Source organism: Streptomyces sp. NPDC048248 (genome assembly GCF_043201875.1).
Taxonomy (GTDB): Bacteria; Actinomycetota; Actinomycetes; order Streptomycetales; family Streptomycetaceae; genus Streptomyces.
In genome coordinates this window covers 59104-82162 of record NZ_JBICZL010000018.1, presented here as the reverse complement: position 1 = coordinate 82162, position 23059 = coordinate 59104, and the positions used below count along the sequence as shown (strand labels likewise).

The window sequence follows — 23059 nt, the reverse complement described above, 5'->3', positions numbered from 1 at the left end:
GCCGATGTCGTCGGCTGCCGTGCGGGAACGCTCACACTCGAACACGCGGAGATCCGGGCGCACAACGGCGTCAGCGTGCACGCGCGGCCGAACACCTCCGTGACGCTGCGGGACAGCGCGATCCTGCACGGCAGGGCCCTTTTCCAACGACACGGTCACCCAGAACCAGCAGAACAACAGCGCCGTGGCCCCGGGCTTCGAGGCGCTCGCCGACCGGGTCTCCGAACTGCTCGGTCAACTGCCGCAGTCCGGCCTGGCCGATCGGGACCGCGAGGACGCCGAGTCCGCGGCCCGGGAGGTCCTCGCGGCGATCACACAGCCGGACGCCCCGGAGGAGGGCAGGCTCCGCCGCGCGCTTGCCATGCTCAAGGGGGCGCTGGCTCCGGTCGCGACCGGCGTGGCGGCCGGTACGGCGGTGGGGGCGCAGGAGTGGGCGCGGACGGCGATCGAGGGTTTGACCGGCTTCTGATCGCGCTCATTGTCAGCAGAACCGCCACCGGCGACCGACAACCGGCGGCCTCAACGGCCGTACATTCCCCGGCACAGACGCAGCAGGTCCGCGCGGACATTCCCGGACGCCAGGCGGCACACGACTCGTGAGTCCACCGTCTCGCGGGGAGTCGGGGCGGCCGCCGTACGGCGCTTCGGCCGTTGCTGCCGGACGGGCGCCGGCGTGGAGGCCGGCCGTTGTCGGACGCGCTGCCGTGGCGCTTGGCGAGCGTGCGGCGCCTGCCACCGCTGCGGCTGCCGCGCTAGCTGTCGGGGGGCGGCCTCGCGTGCGGGGGCTTTCGCCTGGCGCACACGCTTCATGGGCGTGCGGGCGTCCGCCACCGTCACCAGCCTTTCGTGGGCCGGTTCCTGTGTCGGCGTCAGCTGTGCCGAGGGCCGGGCCGGCGCGACCGTGTGCACCTCCGGCGACCGGTCGGGGGCCCGGGGCGAGCCGTGGTCGGGGACGGAGACGCAACCGGTGGTGGCGAGCAGCACGATCGCGGCGGCGGCGAGAAGGAGGGGAGGGCGCACGCTGTCACCGTGCCGAACCGTCAAGGGCCGCACAACCGACTCGCCGGGCAACCCACGCGGATGAGGCAACAATCCGGGGCGGGGAGCGGGATCGCCCGGCATCCGCCGGACCTCCGGGCCGCGGTTGTCGGCGGCAACTCATACGTGGGACAGCGCGAACGACACAAGGAAGCCGCTGACGGTGATCAGGCCGATCGCGAGGTGGGCGTCCTCGAAGGCCTCCGGGATCATGGTGTCGGCGACCATCGCCAGGATTGCACCGGCGGCCACCGCGGTCACCGAGGCCACCACCGGAGCGGGCATCCCGCCCACGACGGCGTAGCCGAGAACCGCGGAGACCGTGCCGGCCGCCGCGATCGCCCCCCAGACGCCGAAGACGTACTTCTTGCCGCGGCCCGCCCGCCGCATGCCGACGGAGCTCGACAGGCCCTCGGGCACGTTGCTGAGGAAGACGGCCGCCACCGTGACCGCGCTGACCTTCCCGCCGTCGGAGAGGCTGACGCCGATGACCGCCGACTCCGGAACCCCGTCCAGCAGGGCGCCCAGCGCCAGGGCGAGACCGGAGCCGGCGTGCTGGGCCTCTGTGGGCTGGGAATGACGGCGACCGGACCGCTTGCGGTGCTGCGCACCCCGCCTCGCCAGCCAGACGTTGCCCGCGGTGTAGGCCACCGCCCCGCACACGGTCCCGACAGCCACCGGAGCCTGTCCGGCCTGGTGGTACGCCTCCTCGACCAGTTCGAAGGAGACCGCGGACAGGAGCACCCCCGCACCGAAAGCCATCACCGACGCCACCACCCGCTGCGGGATCCGCATCCCGTATCCCAGCACGGCCCCGAGCAGCAGGGCCGACCCGGCCACCAGTCCCCACATTCCTGCTTGCACTGTGTCGCTCATGGCCCGCGCGTACCCCGGGCCCCGGGGAGCAGCCGGAGGCGTGACCGCCACCGTGCACGCCCCCGACGGAATGAACCGGCGGCGGGGCCGACCGCAGGTGACGCCGGTCGAGGGCGCTGGGCTAGCGTCATCCGGGACGGGCGCGGTCGGAGGAGGATGCCGGTATGGGGAGTGACGAGCGGGATCGGGACGAGGTGCCGGAGGGCGCTTTCTGGTCGATCGAGGTGCGTGATCAGATCCGGGTGCATGAGGCAGATCCGGTGGCCGTGGAGAGTGATGGCGCCGGTGAGGAGAGGCGGGCCGCGGACGGGCAGTACGCCCCGTTCCTCCGTGTGACGGCCCTGCGGTGTCCGGAGTGCGATGCCGACCGCGGGTGGACGGCCATGGGGCACTGGACGGACCAGGCGCGGCTGATCTGTCCGGTCGGCCACGGCTGGACGCCGTGGCCGGACGACCCGGACAAGGGCCGCTCCCTGATGCAGGAACTCATCCTCGCCCAGGGCATCGAGTCCCTGCGCGACTGACGAAAGGCCCGGGGGAAGCCGTCCCGGCCTCAGCCCGCCAGCTCGCCGAGGAGCGCCCAGGTACGGCGGCGGTCGGCGTCCCCGGCGACCTCCGTGCCCGAGAAGACCACCTCCGTCGCGCCGGCGTCCCGGTAGCGCCGCACCTCCGCTGCCACCGTCTTCTCGTCGCCGATCACGGCCACGTCGGCGGCCCGTGTGCCGCCGGAGAGCGCGACGGCACGCGCGTAGGACGGGATCTGCTCGTAGAACGCCAGCTGCTCCGTGACCGTCTCGCGCACGGCGTCGACATCATCGGTCACCACTCCGTGCACCAGCGCCACGATCCGGGGCGCCGGGCGGCCCGCGGCCTCCGCGGCCGCGGTGACGGCCGGCACGATGTGCTCGGCCAGGGCGCGGGGCCCGGCGAGATACGGCAGGATCCCGTCCGCCAGCTCGCCGCTGGCGCGCAGTGCCTGCGGCCCCATCGCGGCGACGAGCAGCGGCACACCGACCTCCGCGCCCGGCACCCGGGCGGGGATCGGTGTGGTCGCGGTGAGCAGCTCGCCGTGGAAGTCGGCGCTGCCGGTCTCGGTCAACTGCCGTAGGGCGATGAGGAATTCACGCAGACGGGCGACCGGCCGTTCGAAGGGGATGCCGAAGCCTGCCTCGGTCAGGAGTTTGGTGCCGAGCGCGAGGCCGAGGTGGTAGCGGCCGTGGGTGGCCGCCTGCGCGGTCTGCGCCTGGCTGGAGACGGTCAGCGGGTGGCGTCCGAACACGGGGATCGCGGACGTGCCCACCTGAAGCCCCGGTACCGCGCGTCCGACGATCGCCGCGAGCTGAGGTGAGTCGGCGCCGAAGGTCTGCCCGAACCAGACGGACCGCAGGCCCGCGGCCGCGGCCTCCTCGGCGAGCCGCACGGTGGCGTCGATCTGGTTGTCGGGACCGGTCGTGTTGAGTGCTGCTCCCACAGTCATGTCAGCGCCAACCAGCGGAAGTTGGCCGGGCATTCCGGCTCTCGTGTGACGTCTTTCTTTCGGCTGCGTGGACGCGTCGGCTGTGTCCGAGGGGCGGAGGAGGCGGGGGATACGGCATGTGATCGCCGGTCCGGGCGGCTGACCGAGCCGGCCGCCCCGTCGTGCCACGTCGAGGCTCGGTTGCGGCTCCGCGGTGCGCAGGGTTTCAGCGGCAACGGAAAACCCCCATTCGAACGTCTGCTCGAACTTGGTCTAGAGTGGATATCAAGCCATGGTGGCGAAATCCGTCTATGGAGGGATGCGAGGAGGTGGCGCCCGGTGAGTGCCGTACACCTGCACGTCGCCTCCGGCTTCTCCGCGCGCTACGGCGCCTCGCACCCCGAGGACCTGGTCCGCCGCGCCGCCGAGCGCGGCATCACGGCGATGGCGCTCACCGACCGGGACACCGTCTCCGGGCACGTCCGCTTCGCCCACGCCTGTGCCGTCCACGGCGTACGGCCGATTTTCGGCGTCGACGCGGCCGTGGCCCCGTACGCCCCCGCGCCCGCCGCGAACCGTCGGCGCACCCCGGTACGCGGCGGCGCCCACGTCGCCGAGCCACCGCTCCGGGTCACCCTCCTCGCCCGGAACCGGGCAGGCTGGGCACGGCTGTGCCGCCTGGTGTCGGCCGCCCACAACCAGGCGGCGGGCGGTTCGCCGGTGATCCCCTGGCCCGCGCTGGCCGAACACGCGGGGGAGGGGCTGACCGTCCTCCTCGGCCCGGTCTCCGAGCCGGTGCGTGCCCTCTCCGCCGCCCGGCCGGACGAGGCCGAGCGGCTGCTGGCGCCGTGGCGTGAGCTGGCGGCCGCGGGGGCTTCGCTGCGACTGGAGGTGCTGTCCTTCGGGTCGGCGGGCAGCGGCCCCGGCTCCGTACGGCTCGCCGGCCGCACCCTCGCCCTGGGCGACCGGCTCGGCATCCCGTCCGTGCTGACCAACGCGGTGCGCTACGCCGACCCCGACCGGCACCGCCTCGCCGACGTGCTGGACGCGGCCCGCCTGCTGCGGCCCATCGACCGCCGCCGCCTCGATCCGGGGGAGCGGTGGCTGAAAGGCCCCGCAGCCCTGCTGGACGTCGCCGAACGCATCACCACGGCTGCGGGTGCCGGCTCCGCGCGCGCCGCCCGGCTGCTCGCCGAGACGGAGCGGACCGCGGACGGATGCAGGATCGACCCCGTGGCCGATCTGGGACTGGGCACGCCCCGCTTCCCCGAGCCGGAGACGGTCGGCGCCGGCTCCGCGCCGGGGGACGCCGACCGGCTGCTGCGGCAGCGCTGCGAAGCCGGCATGGCCCGCCGCGGCCTGGACCGCGACGCGGAGGCCGTCCGGCGTCTGGAGGAGGAGCTGGCGGTGATCGGCCGGCTCGGCTTCGCCACCTACTTCCTCACCGTCGCCCAAGTCGTCGCCGACGTACGGGAGATGGGGGTACGGGTCGCCGCCCGCGGCTCCGGCGCCGGCAGCATGGTCAACCACGCCCTGTACATCGCCACGGCGAACCCGCTCGAACACCGGCTGCTCTTCGAACGGTTCCTCTCCGAACGCCGCTCCTCGCTGCCCGACATCGACATCGACGTGGAGTCCGCCCGCCGGCTGGACGTCTACGACCGCATCATCGAACGGTTCGGCACCGACCGGGTAGCGGTCACCGCCATGCCGGAGACCTACCGCGCCCGGCACGCGCTCCGGGACACGGGCCTGGCGCTCGGCATCGCCCCGCATCTCGTCGACAAGATCGCCAAGGCGTTCCCGCACATCAGGGCATGCGATGTGACCGCGGCCCTCGCCGAGCTGCCGGAGCTGCGGCCGCTCGCCGCCGAGGCCGAGGCGTACGGCCCGCTGTGGGAGCTCGCCGAGGGTCTCGACGGCCTGCCGCGCGGCATCGCCATGCACCCGTGCGGGGTGATCCTCACCGACGCCACCCTGCTGGACCGGCTCCCCGTGCAGCCCACCCCAGGCGGCGACTACCCCATGGTCCAGGCCGACAAGGAGGACGTCGAGGACCTCGGCCTGATCAAGCTCGATGTGCTGGGCGTCCGGATGCAGTCGGCCATGGCGCATGCCGTCGCCGAGGTCCGCCGCACCACCGGCCAGGACATCGACCTCGACGACGGCCGCCAGGTGCCCCTGGACGACTTCTTCTCCTTCAAGCTCATCCAGGCCAGCGACACCATCGGGCTCTTCCAGCTCGAATCACCGGGCCAGCAGGACCTCCTCGGCAGGTTGCAGCCCCGCGACCCGCAGGACGTCATCGCCGACATCAGTCTCTTCCGGCCCGGCCCGGTGGCCGGCGGTATGCCGGAGCAGTACATCGCCGCACGCCACGGCGCGGCCCCCGCCTATCCGCACCCCGACCTCGAACCGATCCTGCGGGACACGTACGGCGTCACCATCTGGCACGAACAGATCATCCTCATGCTCGCCCGGCTGACCGGCTGCGACCTGGCACTCGCCGAGGTCGCGCGCCGCGCCCTGGGCGACGCCGCACGCCTGCCCGCCCTGCGCGACTGGTTCCACCGGAAGGCAGCCGCACGCGGCTACACCTCCGAGGCCCGCGAGCGCATCTGGGACATCATCGAAGCCTTCGGCGCCTACGGGTTCTGCCGGGCCCACGCGGTGGCCTTCGCGGTCCCGGCGCTGCAGTCGGCGTGGCTCAAGGCCCACCACCCGGCGGCCCTCTACGCCGGCCTGCTGGAGCACGATCCGGGGATGTGGCCCAAGCGTGTCATCGTCGCCGATGCCCGCCGCCACGACGTCCCCGTCCTGACCGTGGACATCAACCACTCCCGGCAGACCCACACCGTCGAGAAGAGCGCCGACGGCACCTGGGGTGTCCGCCTCGCCCTGTCGGCGGTCAAGGGCATCAGCGACGATCAGGTGCAGCGCATCGCCGCCTGCCGTCCCTACACCAGCCTGCAGGACTTCTGGGAGCGTGCCCGCCCCGCCCGCCCCACCGCGGAACACCTCGTCGAGATCGGCGCCCTCGACTCCGTACGCGGCGACCTCACCCGCCGCGACCTCCTCCTGCAGATCGCGGAACTGCACCGGCACGCCCGGGGCCGGCAGGGCGACGGCCAACTGCCCCTGGACGGCAGCACCGTGGCCGCGGAGCCGAGCGGACTGCCGGAGATCACCGGCCGCGAAGAGCTCGGCAACGAGCTGCAGGTCCTCGGAATCGACGTCTCCCGTCACCTCATGGAGCACCACCACCGTCTGCTGCGCGAGATCGGCGCCACCGACGCCCGGCACCTCGCGGGCATGGCGGCAGGGCAGAGCGTCCTGGTCGCCGGCGTGCGGGCCTCCACCCAGACCCCGCCCATCCGCTCGGGCCGGCGGATCATCTTCGTCACCCTGGAGGACGGCTCGGGCATGGTCGACCTCGCCTTCTTCGAGGACTCCCACGAGGCGTGCGCCCACACCGTCTTCCACTCCGGGCTCCTGCTCGTCCGCGGCGTCGTCCAACGCCGCGGACCCCGCAGGACCGTGGTCGGCACGATGGTCTGGGACCTGGAGGAACTCGCCGCCATCCGCCGCGATCAGGGGCCCGAGGCGACCCTGCGCCGCCTGGGCGAGACCGGCCCGCGGCCCACCCCCGCCCAGCCGCAGCGCACTCTCGTCAACGGCACGGCCGGCGCCGCTCTGCACGCCTGGGCCGACCTCCAGCCCGCCGGCAGCCGCTCCGCGGACATCACCGCACTCGGCCACAAGAGCGGCGGGAGCGCCGGCTGAGCACACCACGAGTCAGGCGCGGCTGAAGGCGCCGGGTGTGATGCCGTAGACGCGGTGGAACCAGCGGGTGAAGTGGGCCTGATCGGCGAAACCGGTGGCGGCCGCGGCGGCGGCGGGTGCGGTGCCGGCCATCAGCAGCGAACGGGCGTGGCGCAGCCGCAGCTGCCGCTGGTAGTCGCTGGGGGCAAGACCGAACTCGGCACGGAAGGCCCGGTAGAGGGCGAACCGGCTGCATCCGGCTGCCTCCGCCAAGCGCTCGCCGGACACCGGCTCCGGATACGCCTCGTCCAGCAGCGCCCGGGCCCGGCGGGCGGCCTGCTGCCGCATACCGTCGGACGGGGTGCGGTCCGCGCGGACGGCGGACGAGGCGCCGCGGCGCGCCATCGCCAGGACGGCCGCCGTCAGGCGCTCATCGCGGACCAGCGGATCGGCGCCGCCGGCCAGGGCGGCGTGCAGCCGGGTGAGCGCGTCCGCGAGAGCCGGGTCGGTCAGCACCGGATGGGTGAACAGCGGCAGCGCACCGGCGCGTCCGTCGCCCGCGTCGGTGAGCACCTCACGCACCACGGAAGGGCCCAGGTGCACGATGCGGTACCGGTAGCCCAGTTCCGCCGCGGCCCGGCCGTCGTGGACCTCGTCCGGGTTGAACGCCATCACCATGCCGGCGCCGCTGGTGTGGGCAGCGCCCCGGCAGCGGAAGCGCTGGGCTCCGGCGTCGGTGATGCCGAAGGAGTACGTGTCGTGAGCGTGCGGAGGGTACACGTGGTCCCGGAAGTGTGCGTGCATCGCCTCCACGGGGCGCTCTTCGTCCCGCCAGTACCGCACCCAGCTACCGGCCGTTGCCATCCGCACATTATGGCGTGCGCACACACGTTCAAGACGCGGCGGTTCCTGTTCGGCAGAGTCGACGCATGCCAATGAAAAGGGGCCTGAGCAGCCCGTATCTGTTCCTGATGATCACCATGCTGCTGTGGGGCAGCGCCTTCTCCAGCTCGAAGTCGGTGGTCGAGCACGTCCCGCACACCGTGGCCGCGCTGCTGAGGTTCGCAGGCGCCGCCGTCGCGCTGCTGGTGGCGGTGTCGCTCTTCGGCGGCCGGCGCCCCGACGCGCCGTGGCGGTCCGGCGGACGAGCGGCGATGGCCGGAATTCTGGGAGTGTTCGCCTACAACGGGGCCTTCTTCTGGGGCCTCTCGCTCGCCCCTTCCCTGGACGCGGGCATCCTCATACCCGTCATGAGCCCGGTGCTCACCAGCCTGTTCCTCCTGATCACAGGCCGGGAGCGGGCGTCGGGTGCACGGCTGGCCGGCCTCGGTCTGGGACTCACCGGAGCCGTGCTCTTCTTCCTGGGGGCGGGCGGCAGCACGCACGGCAGCGGAACGCGGCTCGCCGGCGACGCGCTCTTCCTGCTCAGCGCGGTGTGCTGGGCTGCTTACACCCTCGCGGGCCCCAAAGTGCTCGCCGGCACCGATCCCTTGCGCGCGACCGCTTACGCGACGTGCGCGGGGGCCGTACTCCTGGGTCTCGTCGCCACGCCCGACCTTCCGGACGTCCGCTGGGGCGAACTCCCGCCCGGCGTCTGGCTGAACGCGGCATACCTGGCGCTGTGCGCCACCGCCGTCGCCAACCTCCTGTACTACCGGGGCGTGCGGGCTGTCGGGCCCGCTTCGGCTTCGCTGATGATGTTCACGGTCCCGGTCGTCAACACCGTATGCGCCACGCTCTTCCTCGGGGAGACCTTCGGGACGTTGCAGGCGGTGGGTGCGCTGGTCCTGCTGTCCGGCGCCGTCCTGGCCGCGACCCAGGGACGGCTGCCGCGGCGGGCGCCCACGTCCGTTCCGCCCGCCGGGGACCCGGCGGCGCACACCGACGCGGACGCCGCCGGAAAGGACTCATCTCGGCCGTGACCGGCCGACGGCAGGAGGCGAGGCGGGTGCTCGTCAGTTCGCGGTGAGGGCCCGGCCGATCTCCGCGGCGACCTCCTGGTGGGCGAGGTACTCGTCGATGTTGTGTGCCTTGTCGCGCGGGTTGACGACGGCCCGCTCGGTCAGCTTGCCCCAGGAGTCCTCGAGCGGGCAGCCGATCGCCACGGTGTCGGTCGGGCACCAGGCGTTGACCCACTCGCGAATGCCTTGCGGGCGTTTGGCGCCGGGGACGAGCAGCCGCTCGTAGACGCCGTTCATGCCCAACGGGCTGCCGGCGGTGACCAGCAGGTCGACCTCCAGCTCCGCCGGGAGCTTCGGGATGAGGTCCATGCCGACCACGGTGCCGAGGCTGTGGGTGACCAGGACGAGCCTGCCGGAGGTGGGCATCGTCTCCAGCACGCAGTCCAGGACGGCCTGCCGGACGGCACGGTCGTCGAGGTAGGCGGCGACGTCCCGGAGGACGGTGGCGATGACCCACTCGTCCAGGTCCGTCTTGGCCGCGAGCCAGCTCAACTGCCCCTGCAGGGCGCCCACCAGCGCGTTCCCGAATCCCTCGGTGGCGGGCTGGCCGTCCTGCGGCATGCCTGCCCTGCCCGCGGCCTCCGCGATCAGCTCCTCGTACGTATCCCTGGCGGAACCGGCGGGCGCGAAGGCCTCCGCGGCGGAGCCGGTGGTCAGCTCCTCGAACTGGCGGGGGAGGGATTCCTGCTGCCCGAGAGCGCCCATCAACCGGGTGCCGTAGAACGGCAGCCAGACGTCCGCCGGGTCGATCGGGGCGATGCCCGCGAGGGTGAGTCCCTTGTTCAGTCCGCCGGTCCACTCGCGCCGCATGTCCTCGGGAATCTTCTTCTCCTGGCTCCTGCCGTGCAGGAAGACCAGATGCCGACGCCCGCCGAAGGCGGTGCTGCGGGCCCGGAGGCCGATATGCTCCTCGGCGCGCTCCGTGGTGACGCGTGTGACCGGCGGGGGAGAGGGCGCCCCGTCCATCGGGGAGGCGGCGTCGGTGCCCTGCTGGAGGCCGGAGTCGGGTCCCATCTCGGCCAGGAGCGCACGGCGGGCGGGGCCCAGCTGCTGCCCGGCCAGATGCCGCAGGATGGAGCTGATGCGCACGCCCTCGTTGGAGACGTAGTCGACGGCGTCGTCGCCGTCACCCTGCCGCCACACCTGGCCGTCCTTGCGCAGAATGCGCCCCTCGCCGTCCGTCCTGGGCACGCCGGAGTGGTGCAGCGCGACCACTTCCCACTGGTCGTTGAAGACCGGGGAGCCGGAGTTGCCGGGTTCGGTGTCGGTCTCGTAGTGCAGGAAGTCGTCCAGCCGGACGAGCAGCGCGTTGTCGCGGACGGCGATCTCCTTGAAGCGGCCGCTGGGGTGGCCGATGACGTTCACGGGTTCGCCGACGACCAGCTTGCCCTGCTGGACGCTGAGCCTGTTCCAGCCGAACGTCTCGCCGGGGGCGGGGGTATCGGCGGCGTGCGCGATCTGCACGAGCGCGAAGTCCAGCCGCTCGTCCGCGAGGAAGAAGGCCCCGGGGTCGAGTTCCAGACGCGTCGCAGCGTCCGGGGTGTTGTCGATGGTGACCTGGGCGTTGAACTCCACGAAGCAGCTCCGCGCGGTGGCCTCGTCGGGCAGCACATGGTGATTGGTCATCAGCAGCCGGGGGGACACCAGGAAGCCGGTGCCCTGCGGCAGCTCCCGGCCCATCTCGCGGATCGAGATCCGGGCGACGGTGCCGGCGGCCCGTACGCCGCGCGGCAGGAAGTTCCACGCCTGGAGTTCCTTGGAGGTGCCGATGATGCGCTCGTTCGTCACGGGCACATCCAGCGGATCCGCGTGGATCTTCGCCACCGCGGCCGCTGCCGGTACGCCGCCCCGGTCGAGCAGCCGGGTCGCGCGGGCCGCGAGGGCCTCCGGCGAGTCCGGGAACTTCACCCCTTCGTCCAGCTCACGTCGGGTCGCCTGCCGCTGGGCGCTCGTTTCGCCGTAGCGACGGGCGGCGGCTCTGGCCTGCTTGTCCAGTTCCTTGAGCGTCTTCGACGTAGCTGGCATGGGAATCTACCGCCTGGCGAGGTGATCGAGTGGGGGGTGTTCTGCTGCTGCCTTGCTCTTCCAAGGGGCGGGTACGGAAGGCGATGCCGCAACAGGGGGAGGGCAATCGGGTTGCCTCCGGGAACGTCATGGGGCATATGCGGGGCACTCCGGGATGCCGGACACTCCCCAGAGCCCCTCACCAGGCGTGCGGAGACGGAGAAGGTCCCGGTGTGCTCAATCGGTGCGGGAGGACGCCGGGGGAGGCGTCATGGCCCATCGGATGGCCGCCGTCAGGGCGCGTCCGGTCAATCGGACGAAGCGGTTCTCGATCCCGGGGACACGTGCCAGCCCGAGTCGTCTGCGGGCCCATGGCGGGAGGGAGGCGACCGCGTTCAGAGCGAGGACGGCGTAGGGGAGCCGGGCGACCCAGGGCAGGGGCGGATGAAGGAGGATGAAGCGCGCCGCCTCCCGAGCCTCCTGCGAGGCACGGAGTTCGGGCAGGTAGGCGGCCAACCGGTCGTCCAGCTCGGCCTGGCTGCGCGGCGGGTCGAGCACGCCGAGCGCGGTCGCCACCCGTGCGGCGTCGGCGATGTACGCGTCGCGCCCGGCGGCGTCCAGCGGGCGCGCGCCGTAGAGCCGGTGAGCGCACAGGAAGCTGTCGACCTCCGCGATGTGCACCCAGGCCAGGAGATGCGGATCCGCGGCGTGGTACTTCTCCCCGGTGGCGGTGGTCCCCGCCACACTTTCGTGCACCTCGCGTACGCGGTCGACCGTCAGCTGCGCGTCCGCGGCGGGGCCGAACGTCGTCATGGCGAGGAAAGTGCTGGTGCGCTGGAGCCGGCCCCAGGGGTCGCCGCGGTAGCCGGAGTGCGCCGCGACGGCGGCCATCGCCAGCGGGTGCAGCGACTGCAACAACAGGGCCCGCAGGCCGCCGATGAACATCGAGGCGTCACCGTGGACGGTACGGATGGGCCGGTCCGGGCCGAACCAGCGAGGCCCGGGCGCGCCGTGGATGCGGGCCCGGTTGACCGGCCCCTGCGGGCCTGCGACGCGGTGGAAGAGGCTGCTGCCCACCCTCTCGCGCAGACCGAGGAGCCCTCGCGACGAGACGTTCATACGTCAAGTATCCGCCCGGACGTCGGCCATCCCAAGGACGTCCGGACCCCGGCGTCCGACCGCCCCTGGGTGCCCGCCGCTAACGCTTGTCCGGAGCCGCGGCTTCCAGGGCGTCGATGCCGCCGGACATGACAGAGGGCAGATGCTCGCTCAGGTGGTCCATCGGCCAGTCCCACCAGGCCAGCGCCAGCAGACGAGCGATGTCCGCGTCGTCGAACCGGCGGCGGACGAGCTTGGCCGGGTTGCCTCCGACGATGCCGTAGTCCGGTACGTCATCGACGACGACGGAGCCGGACGCGATGATCGCCCCGTGGCCGATACGGACACCGGGCATGACCATGGCGCGGTAGCCGAACCAGACGTCGTTGCCGACCACGGTGTCGCCCCGTCCGGGGAGGCCGGTGATCAGATCGAAGTGATCGGCCCACGAACCTCCCATGATCGGGAAGGGGAACGTGGAGGGCCCGTCCATGCGGTGATTGGCGCCGTTCATGAGGAACCGCACACCCTCGCCCAGCGCACAGAACTTTCCGATGCGCAGCTTCTCCGGCCCGTAGTGGTACAGCACGTTCCGCGTCTCGAACGCGGTGGGGTCGTCGGGATCGTCGTAGTAGGTGAACTCCCCGACCTCGATCAGCGGCGAGGTGACCAGCGGCTTCAGCAGCACCACCCGCGGCTGGCCGGGCATCGGGTGCACCACGGTCGGGTCAGGGGGAATGACAGGTGACACGATGCGACTTCCTCTCCGTGGCGCCGGACCGGCCGACCGGCCCGGCGCGGCTGTGGCGGGCCGAACGTACCCATGATCGCAACACGCCCCGCGCGCCTGAGCCGCGCGGTCCTGCTCCAACTCCCGCACGGGGAACGGCTCCCCGTCGTCCGGCGGCGTGCGCGGCGGTTCAGACCTCCGAGCCGGGCCCCGCGCCGACATCGGTCCACACGTCGGGCGGGACGACGCCCACCGAGCGGCCGTGCTCGTCCAGGAGGTGGCCCAGGAGTTTCTCGTGCCGGAGGGTGATCACCCGCTCGGCGATGTCGAGACTGGGGTGGGTCGCTGCGAGTTGGGTCTCGAAGCGGAGGACGTCGGTGACGGAGTGCAGGGTCGCCTGGAGGATGAGGTTCTCGGTGCCGCTGATCGCGGCGCAGTTGCGGGTCTCCGGGAGCCGGATGAGGGCCTGCCCGAGGTCGGGCAGGTCCGAAGGCGGCACCTTGGCCCAGAAGGTGACGGAGACGGGCCAGCCGCCGAGCGGGCGGGCGAAGTCGCAGCGGAAGCGGAGCAGGCCGAGGCGGATGAGCTGGTCGGTGCGCCGCTTGACGGTGGAGGCACTGATGTCCAACGCGGCCGCCAGGGACTGGTAGGAGGCTCTGCCGTCGTTCACCAGGTGGCCGAGGACGGCCCGGTCGGATGCGGTGATCCCGCCCTGACCCCGGTCCGCGGGCAATGCCTCGGCGCCGGCGGCGAGTTGGGCGCGCTGCCCCGGGGCGAGTGCCGCGATCCGCCAGTGCCCGCCCTCGGTGAACATATGGCTGACGATCCGCGGGCGGACGGCGCTCACACCGGACACGGCGGGCAGGACGTCGAGGGCGTAGCGGGACAGGGCGGGCAGGTCGCGGGTGGCCACGGTCGCGAGGAGGTCGTGGGCGCCGGACGCGCGCTCGATGGTGAGCATGTGGGGGTGCCGGCTCAGGGAGCGCGCCACGGCGGCCGGGTCGCCGAGAGCGCACTCGATCTCGATGAAGGCGGTACAGACCTGCTCGAACAGCCGCGGCCCGGGGGAGAGGCCGACCCACGCCTCGCCGCGCTCGGACAGCCGGCTCCAGCGCCGGGCCACGGTGACGGGATCGACCCCGAGGGCGCCTCCCAGTTCCGTCCATGAGGCGCGTGGTCGCAGTTGCAGCGCATGGATGAGCGCCAGGTCGTCCTCGCTCAGCAACGTGGCCGGATCCTGCATCTGCACCTCTCCTCTGCGGGAATCCTGCAATCAGGCGGGCGGCACAGTGCAGTATCGCAATCTGTCCGGGCGAGCACACTGTGCTCGCCACTGGTGCCCCGGGAAGGAAGAGGCGGGTTGATGCGTCGCACGTTCGGTTCCTATCAGGACGAGATCTACCTCAACGGGCTCGGCGGCGTGATGCCGCGCTTCCCTATGGGCTTCGAGGAACTGGAAGCCAGAGCCGAGGCCGTGCTGCCGCCCTCCGTGTGGTCGTACGTCTGCGGCGGCGCCGGGGACGAGCGTACGCAGCGGGCCAACGTCGAGGCGTTCGCCCGGTGGGGACTCGTCCCGAGGATGTTCGTCGGCGCCGCGGAGCGTGACCTGTCGGTCGAGCTGTTCGGGATGACGCTGCCCTCACCCGTCTTCGCGGCACCGATCGGTGTCATCGGCCTGTGCGCGCAGGACGGGCACGGCGACCTGGCCACCGCCAGGGCCGCCGCCCACACCGGGGTGCCGATGGTGGCCTCCACGCTGTCCGTCGACCCGATGGAGCAGGTCGCCGCCGAACTCGGCGACACCCCCGGCTTCTTCCAGCTCTACACCCCGACCGACCGGGACCTGGCGCAGAGCCTGGTGCGGCGGGCCGAGGAAGCCGGCTTCAAGGGCATCGTCGTCACCATGGACACCTGGGTGACCGGCTGGCGCCCCCGGGACCTGGCGACCGGCAACTTCCCTCAGCTGCGCGGGCACTGTCTGGCCAACTACACCTCGGATCCGGTGTTCCGCGCCGGCCTGGAGCACACCCCGGAGGAGGCGCCGCAGGCCGCCGTGCTGCGCTGGACGCAGATCTTCGGCAATCCGCTCACCTGGGCGGACCTGCCCTGGCTGCGGTCGCTGACCGACCTGCCGCTGATCGTCAAGGGCATGTGCCATCCCGAGGACGTGCGCCGCGCCAAGGACGGCGGTGTGGACGGCATCTACTGCTCCAACCACGGCGGCCGGCAGGCCAACGGGGGGCTGCCCGCCCTCGATGTGCTCCCCGCCGTCGTGGAGGCCGCCGACGGGCTGCCGGTGCTGTTCGACTCCGGCGTCCGCAGCGGGGCGGACATCGTGAAGGCCATCGCGCTGGGGGCCACCGCCGTGGGGATCGGCCGTCCCTACGCCTACGGGCTCGCCCTCGGCGGCACCGAGGGCGTCGTGCACGTGCTCCGCTCCCTGCTGGCCGAAGCCGACCTGATCATGGCCGTCGACGGCTACCCGACGCTGTCGGAGCTCACTCCGGAAGCGCTCCAGCGCGTCGTCTAGCGCCTTCGGCACGCCCACGCCCTCCCGTCATCCCTCGCTCGAATCCCAAGGAGCCGTATGACCACCACAGCGACGAACACCGTGAAGAACGTGCTCGCCGTCGTCTCGCCCCATGTGGGCGGCCGCGCCGCGGGAGGCGCGCTCGCCCAGGTCTTCCCGGGGCAGGCGCGTGTCACCGTCGTGGAGAGCGCCGACGAGGATCCCACGGCTCTGCGCGAGGCCCACGTGATCATCACGGGCCTGGGGCCGGTCACCGCCGAGCACATCGCGGCGGCCCCGGCCCTGGAGCTGGTCCAGTGCGCCAGTCACGGCTTCGACTACGTCGACCTGGACGCGGCGCGCGAGCGCGGTGTCCTCGTGTGCAGCATCGGCTCCAGTGGCGCGGAGAAGCAGAACGTCGCCGAGCAGACCTTCGCGCTCATGCTCGCCCTCGCCAAGCAACTGATCCCGGCACACACCGCGCTCGCCGAAGCCGACTGGGCGCTTCCGCGCCTCCAGCACTCCCTCACCGAGCTGTCCGGCAAGACCCTCGGCGTCGTGGGGCTCGGCCACATCGGGCAGGAGGTCGCCCGCCGTGCCGTCGCGTTCGACATGAACGTCGTCTACGCAGGTCCGAGGCCCGCCGCCGCCGAGACCGAAGCCGCGCTCGGCGGTGCGCGCCATGTGGAGCTCGAGGAGCTGCTGCGGATGTCCGACTACGTCACCCTGCACGCTCCGCTGACCGCCGGGACGCGGCACCTCCTCGACGCCGAGCGGCTGGCGCTGCTCAAACCGACCGCCTTCGTCATCAACACGGCGCGGGGCGCCCTGATCGACCAGGACGCCCTCGCGGACGCGCTGGAGGCCGGCACGCTCGCAGGTGCGGGCATCGACGTCTTCGATCCCGAACCGCCCACCGCGGACCTGCGGCTGCTGCGCGCCCCCAACGTCGTCCTCTCACCGCACGTCGCCGGAGTCACCCGCGAAACGCTGGTGCGCATCGCCCTGGCCGCCGTGCAGAACGTCGTGAACCACATCGAAGGCAAGCCGCTGCAGGACATCGTCTCCTGACGTCGCACCGCGGTACCACCCGCGCCCGCGCCGTCGGATCAGTCCGGCGGCCCGGGCGCGGTCGGCCCTGCCTCAGATGTCGTGTCCGGCCGCGGGCGGGGCCGGGCAGGGGACGTTCTCAGCCGACGGGTTGGGCGACCGCGCTCGGCTGTGCGCCGACCGGCTCGCGGTCGGTGCGGGCGCTGAAGGGGCACGCCCAGTCGGCCGGCTTCGGCCGACCCGAGTAGCGCCGGGCCTCGGAGAGCTGCTCGTACTCAAGGAGGTTGGGGTTGATGTCGCCCTGCAGTTCGATGTCCTGCTTGCGGATCTTCTCCTGCAGGCGGTCCCACAGGCCGGCGGCCTTTATTCGGTCGAACTGCGCGTGGGAGTTGAAGGCGAGCATCGGGAAGGGTGGGCGGCGGCCCACGCGGCGGTGCGACTCGTGCAGGCCGATCACGAAGAACGGGTGCCCGGCGACGCTGTAGGCGAAGGCGCCGGACGACGGGTCGTGGTCGTAGCCGTCGGCCCAGGGGTGCGTCAGGCTGTCGTGGTCGTGCACGGCCTGGAGCTGCTGCCACAGCAGATGCTCGAACTCGGTCTCCGACACGTTCAGCGGACCGGAGAAGGTGGCGATGAAGCTGGTGAACGGCTTGGCGGCCCAGTCCACGGCCCTCACGTAGGCCTCCAGGTCCGCAGCCATGTCCCGCGCCGCCGTATCGTCCCCGAGCCACGTGTAATGGCGATGGGTGATGCCACCCTGCCGCCAGGCCGAACGACCGGCCAGGCAGGCGAAGGAGTCGCCGAGCAGGAACTGCCCGACTTCAGTGGCGGCGGAGACGTCAACCGGCATGTGTTCTAAACCTTCGTCGTGGGAGGAAAACGTGGGGGGACTCTGGCAGTGAAGATCGGGCACGGCCAATTCGTCAAGACGAGTCCTCTGTCGCTGTGATTCCGTCACTTTGGGTGTCCGTGTGATCGCAGCGGCCGGAACTTCCGCCGATCGCGAGCGCCCCCGGGCAACGAGCCTCCCCGCCCGTCGTGCGTCCGTTCCATGGCTGTTTCCAGCGATCTTCCGCGCCCGAAACGGCGGGATACGGGAAAGGGCTTTACCCCTTCGCCGACCGGTGCCAAGCTCCCTTGCCGAGGGGCGTAGCTCAAAGGGCCAGAGCACCGGTCTCCAGAACCGGAAGATGCGGGTTCGATTCCCGCCGCTCCTCATGGCCCCTCACTTGGGAGCGTCACGGCGGCCCTGCCGAGCCGACGGCCGGCGGTGTTGCGGCGGCTGCCGGGGGCGTGCGGCTCGTAGATTGGGATGATCTCGACCCGGCGGGCCACCTGGCAGGAACATGTGACAACATCTCAGATCGACTACGCGGCGCTGTTCGCCGCCACCCCGAGCCCCTGCCTGGTACTGGGACCCGACCTGGTGATCGTCGACGCGAACCGGGCGTACTGCCGGGCCACCGGGCGCGGCCGTGCCGACCTCGTGGGGCAGTACGTATTCGATGCCTTCCCGGACAATCCGGCGGACCCGGACGCCGACGGGGTGCGCACGCTGAGCGCGTCCCTGCACCGCGTGCTGACGACGCGTACGCAGGACCCCATGGCGCTGCAGAAGTACGACATCCCCCTCGTGCACCGGCCCGGCCGGTTCGAGGAGCGCTGGTGGTCCACGATCAACACTCCCGTCCTCGGCGTGGACGGCGCGGTGGCCTGGATCCTGCACCGGGTCGAGGACGTGACCTCATTCGTCCGGGCACGCCGTACCCAGCTGCGGATGACCGGCGGCAGCCTGAGTGAGCGGGAGGAGGGGATGGAGACCGAGCTCTACGCCCGGGCCCGGGAGCTGCAACGCCTCAACGAGGAGCTGCGCCAGGCGCATGCCCGCGAGCGTCAGGTGGCCGTCACCCTGCAGGAGGCGATGCTCCACTCGCCGGATCTGGCCGGGCACCGCGACATCGCGGTGCGCTATCTGCCCGCCATCGGCTCGCTGAACGTGTGCGGAGACTGGTACGACGTCGTCGACCTGCCGGGAAACGGCTTCGCCGTCGCTGTCGGCGATGTCGTCGGTCATGGGCTGGAAGCCGCCACCGTCATGGGGATGCTGCGCAGTGCGCTGAGTGCCGCCACCCGCGCCGTGGAGGGGCCCGCGAAGGCGCTGGAGGTGCTCGGCCTGTACGCCCGCTCCGTCGAGGGCGCGCTGGCCACCACCGCGATCAAGGTGATGATCAACGTCGGCGCGCACAGCATCACCTACAGCAGCGCCGGCCACCCGCCGCCCGTGCTCCTGCATCCCGACGGCACCTGCGACTTCCTGGACCGGGCCACCGACCCGCCACTGGGCGCCCGCCCCGACCATGTCGCCCGTCCCGAGGCGCAACTGACCTACGGCGCGGGCGACACCCTGGTGCTGTACACCGACGGGCTCATCGAACGTCGGGGCGAGGACATCGACGCGGGCCTGGCCCGCCTCACCGACGGTCTGGCCCGCTTGAGCCGGCTCAGTCCCGAACGGCTCGCCGATGCGCTGCTGGCCCGTCTCGGTGTCAGCGCCGGTGCCCGCGACGACATCGCGCTCGTCGTCGTACGCCTCGGCGGTGTCGCGGCCTCGCCCGCTGCCCGGTAGCGGGACGGAGCCCCGCACGCCACCGACCTTCTCGCGCCCCGGCCCGGGCCGCTAGCCGCCCGCCTTCGGCTCCATGGCGCGTGTCAGGTCCAGAGCCCGGCCGAGGGTCGTGAGCCGTGCTTCGAGGGTCTCGCCCGCGGGGTAGAAGCGGACGGTGTCCACCCCGGCGTCGCGCCACACCCGCAGGCGCTCCCGCACCATGTCCTCGGTGCCGATCAGCGTCGTGCCGAGGACCATCTCGTCGGTGACGAGTCCGGCCGCGCCCTCCCGGTCACCGGACTGCCAGCGCTCCCGTACCTCGGCCGCGGTCTCGGCCCAGCCCTGGCGGCTGTAGGCGTCGTTGTAGAAGTTCGTGGTGGCGGAGCCCATTCCGCCCAGGCTGAACGCCAGCTCCTTCTTCCGGCCGGCGACCATCGCCCGCAACGCGTCCTCATCCTCGGCGAAAGCGACCTCCGCGCCCTGGCAGATATCGAGATCGGTGCGCGCGCGGCCCGCCTCGGCAAGGCCCTTGTCCAGGTGGGAGAAATACGCCTCGCCCGCGCCCTCCGGCACGAAACTGGTGCCCAGCCAGCCGTCCGCGATCTGCCCGGTCAACCGGAGCGTTTTGGGCGAGAGGGTCGCGAGGTAGATGGGAATGTCGTATTCGGAGCGCATCGAAAGGCGCATGCTTCCGGCGTCGTTGTCGGGCAGCGGAATGGTGAACTCCCGCCCGGCGTGGGAGATCTTCCCGCCGGTCGCGGCCTGCCGCACGATCTCGACGGTCTCCCGCATGCGCGCGAGCGGCCGGGCGAACGGGACGCCGTGCAGACCCTCGATGACCTGCGGACCGGACGGGCCGAGGCCCAGCAGGAAACGTCCCTCGGAAATGTTCGACAGGGTGATCGCCGCCCGGGCGATGGCCGTCGGTGTGCGCGTTCCGAGCTGAATGATCCCGGAGCCGAGCAGCATGCGCTCGGTGCGGGCGGCGAGATAGCCGAGCGGCGACGGCGCCTCGGAGCCCCACGCCTCGGCCACCCAGCAGATGTCCAGCCCGAGCTTCTCCGCCTCGCGCACGAAGTCGACGGATTCCCGCCAATTGCCGCCGGACGCCTCGATCGTGGTGGACGTACGCATTATTCGCCCACCTTTCCCGGGGTCTTTTCCGAGAGGGCGGATGGCCGGTCGGGACTGCCTTCGGCCAGCTCCTTGATCGCGGCAAGTGTCCTGCCGATATTGGTCTCGAATTCCCGCAGGCGCACAAAGACGATCGACTGCTCCTTCTCCGGCATCCGATCGATCGCGTACGAGAGTCCGGAGCGGCCGGGCCCCATCTGCATCCACTGGTGCAACAGTGTGCCGCCGTCTTCCTGCGGGGTGAGGGTGAACCGCCAGACGGCGGAGGGGTGCTCGATGTCCTCGACCGCCCAGGCGAAGACGCGTGGCGGCTCGTACTCCACGAGGTGCGAGGTGGTGGACCATTCCCCGAAGGCCTCGTGCCGGTTGTGCCCGACGAAGCGGGCTCCGAGGCGCGGCCCGGTGCGGCCGTCCAGCCACTCCACCGACCTCAGCTCGGGACTCGTCCGCGGCATCGTCTCGATGTCGGAGGCCACCTCCCACACCCGCTCCGGCGGTGCGTCGATCCCGATCGACACCTCGACCGTCGGTATGTCCGCATAGCGTGCGCCTGTCCACTCCACGACGGTGCAGCCTCCTCGACCGTCAGAAGATCCCTGCGAAACAGGGCCTGACCTCTAAAGTTGCGTAGATGAACTCACTCGTCAAGAGGTGCCGCGAGGTAATTGGACCTTCGAATCGGCGGGACGGCCGCGTCAGTCCGCGAACCGCTCGCGTACGTCCGCGCGCTCGGCCAGCCTCGCGGGGTAGCCCGGACCCAGCCGCGGGCGGGTGTTGTCCGCGGTCATCGGCTCGCCGCAGTCGTCGCAGACCACAGCGGCGCGACTTCGGTGCCCGCAGCGGTCGTGGTGGAAGACGATCGGCGGGCCCTGCTCGTCGGCGAGCCAGCGGTCGCCCCAGGCGTTCATGGCCAGGAGCACGCCGAAGAAGTCACGGCCCATCTCGGTCAGGACGTAGTCGTGCCGCACCGGCTGGGTCTGGTAGGGCTGCTTCTCCAGCAGCCCCTCGTCCACCAGCCGCCGCAACCGGTCGGTGAGGGTGTTGCGGGCGATGCCCAGCGACTGCTGGAACTCGTCGAACCGCCGGACGCCGTAGAACGCCTCCCGCAGCACCAGCGGCGTCCACCAGTCGCCCAGCAGATCCATGGTGCGGGCGATCGAGCAGGGCCAGTTGGCGAAGGAGGACCGTCTCATGCGCCCAGGATACGGCGGGTCTCGAAACGAGACCCAGCACGTCGGGGACGTCTCACCCTCCCTCGGGGTCCGCCCCGGGTGGCGGGCGGCGCCCTTCCATGACGTCCTCGGGCGTGGTGTGCGGAGGAAGGCCGGTCAGCGCCTCGACCCGGGCGGGGCGGTAGGGATCGGGGCCGCTCCACTCCAGCAGCAGGACCGTCGCGTCATCGTTGAGGCGGCCGTTGTGGTACCGCAGATGGTGACGGATGAGGCGGCGCAGGGTTTCCGGCACGGGCAGGCCGTCGGCGTGGTGGCGCAGCAGGAAGTCGGTCAGGCCGGACAGGCCGAACTCCTCACCGTCGCTGTTGCGGGCCTCGGTGATGCCGTCGCTGTACAGCAGCAGACGGTCGCCGGGCTCCAGCTGCTCCTGGCACACGGTTGGTTCCAGGCCGAGGTCGGTTCCCGCGGGCGGCGCGGGCGGGCAGGGCAGGCTCCAGGCCGTACGGCCCCGGCGGATGAGCACCGGTTCGGGGTGCCCCAGGCTCGTCCAGCTCAGCAGCCCCGTCGCGAAGTTCAATTCGGCCATGATGCCGGTGGCGTAGCGCGCGGCGCTGAACTGTTCGACCAGGGCCGTTTCGATGGCCGCGGCCGTCTCCGGCATGCCGGCGCCGTCGCGGCGGTTGTTGCGGTAGGCGGACAGGGCGAGTGCCGCGGTCAGCCCCGCGGCCGTGTCGTGGCCCATGGCGTCGAAGAGGGCGAAATAAACGGTGTCGGTGCCGACCGCGTAGTCGAAGACGTCACCGCTGATCTCGTAGGCGGGTTCCATCACGGCGCTGATCAGCACCCGGTCGGTGGCGCACGTCCGTGGCGGCATCAGCCGCCACTCCATCTCGGCCGCCACGTTCATCCCACGGCGTCGCACCAGCCCCGCGTACCCGTCGCTGGTGGCGCGCTTGCTCACCAGCATGAAGGCGACCAGCCCCGCCACGGTGCGCAGATCGTCGGCGACCGGGGCGCCGGCCTCGCCGGCGGACACCCGCAGGACACCCAGACGCTCCGTGCCGTCCAGCAGCGGCACCCACCATTGGCCCACCGGGGCCGTGACGCCCTTGACGATGCCGCCCGTCTGGAACGCCCGTCCGGCGAGTGTGCCCTCCACCTGCAATTCGGTGGGCTCGTCAGCACTTTCCTGCCCCGCGGCCGAACCGTCGGCGGCCAGCAGGTGCAAGGACTCCTGTTGCAGGTCGGCCAGATAGACCAGCACCTGCGACCAGCCCACGCGCTCCGCGTGCCTGCCGACCACGTCCGGGATCTGCTCCAGCGTGATCACGTGACTGGCGGCGATGAGGTCACCCAGCATCCGGTCGGCGGGCCCCAGGCCCGTGCCGCTCATGCAGCCACTCTCCCTCAGCGCGATTCCTCAGCGAACGAACAGCCTGTATCCACCATCCCGCATTCGTTCCACGACGCACGGCAGGACGTGTGTGGCGCGACGGTGACAGCCGCCGAGCGGCGGAAGGTGTCTGCGACCAGGACCTGCAGGTCGGAGGGCTGCTCTCGGGTGCGGCGAGCGGCGTGCCGTCCTCGCGGACGTACCGGCCGGGCTCCGTTCGGCGGCGGCTTCGTCGCGCCGACGACTGTTCGCCGTTACCGTCGGGCTACGG

General features: G+C 71.9%; 20 protein-coding genes and 1 tRNA gene. 8 read left to right on the top strand and 13 right to left on the bottom strand.

Going from position 1 to position 23059, the window contains the following annotated elements; translation table 11 throughout:
• The first annotated feature begins 184 nt into the window (after nt 1-184).
• Nucleotides 185-469 (top strand): hypothetical protein, encoded by a 285-nt coding sequence (locus tag ACGFZW_RS31910; protein WP_393896761.1) that lies wholly within the window; start codon nt 185-187, stop codon nt 467-469.
• A gap of 50 nt (nt 470-519) precedes the next feature.
• Here the strand turns inward: ACGFZW_RS31910 and ACGFZW_RS31905 are convergent, their stop codons facing one another.
• Both ACGFZW_RS31905 and ACGFZW_RS31900 read right to left on the bottom strand, forming a co-directional pair.
• Nucleotides 520-1020, bottom strand: coding sequence for a hypothetical protein (locus tag ACGFZW_RS31905; RefSeq protein WP_393896760.1), 501 nt, complete (start codon nt 1018-1020; stop codon nt 520-522).
• Between the two features lie 138 nt (nt 1021-1158).
• On the bottom strand, nt 1159-1914 hold the full coding sequence (locus tag ACGFZW_RS31900; RefSeq protein WP_393896759.1) for a ZIP family metal transporter: 756 nt from the start codon (nt 1912-1914) through the stop codon (nt 1159-1161).
• A 164-nt stretch (nt 1915-2078) separates the two neighbouring features.
• Between ACGFZW_RS31900 and ACGFZW_RS31895 the strand changes: the two genes are divergently transcribed.
• Nucleotides 2079-2438 carry a hypothetical protein gene (locus ACGFZW_RS31895; protein ID WP_393896758.1) on the top strand — a complete coding sequence of 120 codons (360 nt, stop codon included), beginning with the start codon at nt 2079-2081 and terminating at the stop codon, nt 2436-2438.
• Between the two features lie 29 nt (nt 2439-2467).
• Here the strand turns inward: ACGFZW_RS31895 and ACGFZW_RS31890 are convergent, their stop codons facing one another.
• Nucleotides 2468-3391 carry a TIGR03564 family F420-dependent LLM class oxidoreductase gene (locus ACGFZW_RS31890; protein ID WP_393896757.1) on the bottom strand — a complete coding sequence of 308 codons (924 nt, stop codon included), beginning with the start codon at nt 3389-3391 and terminating at the stop codon, nt 2468-2470.
• A 318-nt stretch (nt 3392-3709) separates the two neighbouring features.
• Here ACGFZW_RS31890 and ACGFZW_RS31885 point away from each other — a divergent pair, with 318 nt between their 5' ends.
• A complete protein-coding gene (locus tag ACGFZW_RS31885; RefSeq protein ID WP_393896756.1) occupies nt 3710-7153 on the top strand; it encodes a DNA polymerase III subunit alpha in 3444 nt (1147 codons plus the stop codon).
• Between the two features lie 12 nt (nt 7154-7165).
• On the opposite strand, the gene ACGFZW_RS31880 is transcribed toward ACGFZW_RS31885, so the two are convergent.
• Nucleotides 7166-7996, bottom strand: coding sequence for an AraC family transcriptional regulator (locus ACGFZW_RS31880; protein ID WP_393896755.1), 831 nt, complete (start codon nt 7994-7996; stop codon nt 7166-7168).
• Nucleotides 7997-8061: 65 nt separating this feature from the next.
• On the opposite strand from ACGFZW_RS31880, the gene ACGFZW_RS31875 reads away from it, so the two are divergent.
• A complete protein-coding gene (locus ACGFZW_RS31875) occupies nt 8062-9054 on the top strand; it encodes a DMT family transporter (protein ID WP_393896754.1) in 993 nt (330 codons plus the stop codon).
• A 33-nt stretch (nt 9055-9087) separates the two neighbouring features.
• On the opposite strand, the gene ACGFZW_RS31870 is transcribed toward ACGFZW_RS31875, so the two are convergent.
• From ACGFZW_RS31870 to ACGFZW_RS31855, 4 genes are all read right to left on the bottom strand, one after another.
• Nucleotides 9088-11118: a trypsin-like serine peptidase gene (locus ACGFZW_RS31870; RefSeq protein WP_393896753.1), complete on the bottom strand. Its 2031-nt coding sequence runs from the start codon at nt 11116-11118 to the stop codon at nt 9088-9090.
• A gap of 216 nt (nt 11119-11334) precedes the next feature.
• A complete protein-coding gene (locus tag ACGFZW_RS31865) occupies nt 11335-12216 on the bottom strand; it encodes an oxygenase MpaB family protein (RefSeq protein WP_393896752.1) in 882 nt (293 codons plus the stop codon).
• A 79-nt stretch (nt 12217-12295) separates the two neighbouring features.
• Nucleotides 12296-12904: a CatB-related O-acetyltransferase gene (locus ACGFZW_RS31860; protein ID WP_393896807.1), complete on the bottom strand. Its 609-nt coding sequence runs from the start codon at nt 12902-12904 to the stop codon at nt 12296-12298.
• A 211-nt stretch (nt 12905-13115) separates the two neighbouring features.
• Complete coding sequence (locus tag ACGFZW_RS31855) at nt 13116-14168, bottom strand: Lrp/AsnC family transcriptional regulator (RefSeq protein ID WP_393896751.1); 1053 nt, start codon at nt 14166-14168, stop codon at nt 13116-13118.
• 120 nt (nt 14169-14288) lie between these two features.
• On the opposite strand from ACGFZW_RS31855, the gene ACGFZW_RS31850 reads away from it, so the two are divergent.
• Nucleotides 14289-15455 (top strand): lactate 2-monooxygenase, encoded by a 1167-nt coding sequence (locus ACGFZW_RS31850; RefSeq protein ID WP_393896750.1) that lies wholly within the window; start codon nt 14289-14291, stop codon nt 15453-15455.
• 57 nt (nt 15456-15512) lie between these two features.
• Nucleotides 15513-16505 carry a 2-hydroxyacid dehydrogenase gene (locus tag ACGFZW_RS31845; RefSeq protein WP_393896749.1) on the top strand — a complete coding sequence of 331 codons (993 nt, stop codon included), beginning with the start codon at nt 15513-15515 and terminating at the stop codon, nt 16503-16505.
• Nucleotides 16506-16623: 118 nt separating this feature from the next.
• Here the strand turns inward: ACGFZW_RS31845 and gntA are convergent, their stop codons facing one another.
• Nucleotides 16624-17334, bottom strand: a complete 711-nt coding sequence (gntA, locus tag ACGFZW_RS31840) for a guanitoxin biosynthesis heme-dependent pre-guanitoxin N-hydroxylase GntA (protein WP_393896748.1) — start codon at nt 17332-17334, stop codon at nt 16624-16626.
• Between the two features lie 292 nt (nt 17335-17626).
• Here gntA and ACGFZW_RS31835 point away from each other — a divergent pair.
• Both ACGFZW_RS31835 and ACGFZW_RS31830 read left to right on the top strand, forming a co-directional pair.
• Nucleotides 17627-17702, top strand: a tRNA-Trp gene (locus tag ACGFZW_RS31835).
• A gap of 130 nt (nt 17703-17832) precedes the next feature.
• Entirely contained in the window at nt 17833-19110 is a 1278-nt protein-coding gene (locus ACGFZW_RS31830) for a SpoIIE family protein phosphatase (protein ID WP_393896747.1), read from the top strand.
• 51 nt (nt 19111-19161) lie between these two features.
• On the opposite strand, the gene ACGFZW_RS31825 is transcribed toward ACGFZW_RS31830, so the two are convergent.
• The 4 genes from ACGFZW_RS31825 to ACGFZW_RS31810 all read right to left on the bottom strand — a co-directional run bounded on the left by ACGFZW_RS31825 (nt 19162) and on the right by ACGFZW_RS31810 (nt 22788).
• A complete protein-coding gene (locus tag ACGFZW_RS31825; RefSeq protein ID WP_393896746.1) occupies nt 19162-20223 on the bottom strand; it encodes an LLM class flavin-dependent oxidoreductase in 1062 nt (353 codons plus the stop codon).
• Nucleotides 20223-20786 carry an SRPBCC family protein gene (locus ACGFZW_RS31820; RefSeq protein ID WP_393896745.1) on the bottom strand — a complete coding sequence of 188 codons (564 nt, stop codon included), beginning with the start codon at nt 20784-20786 and terminating at the stop codon, nt 20223-20225. Before ACGFZW_RS31820 ends, ACGFZW_RS31825 begins: the two co-directional genes overlap by 1 nt.
• Nucleotides 20787-20918: 132 nt before the next feature.
• Entirely contained in the window at nt 20919-21416 is a 498-nt protein-coding gene (locus ACGFZW_RS31815; protein ID WP_393896744.1) for a winged helix-turn-helix transcriptional regulator, read from the bottom strand.
• A 52-nt stretch (nt 21417-21468) separates the two neighbouring features.
• The gene (locus ACGFZW_RS31810) at nt 21469-22788 is read right to left on the bottom strand and encodes a PP2C family protein-serine/threonine phosphatase (protein WP_393896743.1); all 1320 of its coding nucleotides are present in this window, start codon (nt 22786-22788) and stop codon (nt 21469-21471) included.
• Nucleotides 22789-23059: the final 271 nt, after the last annotated feature.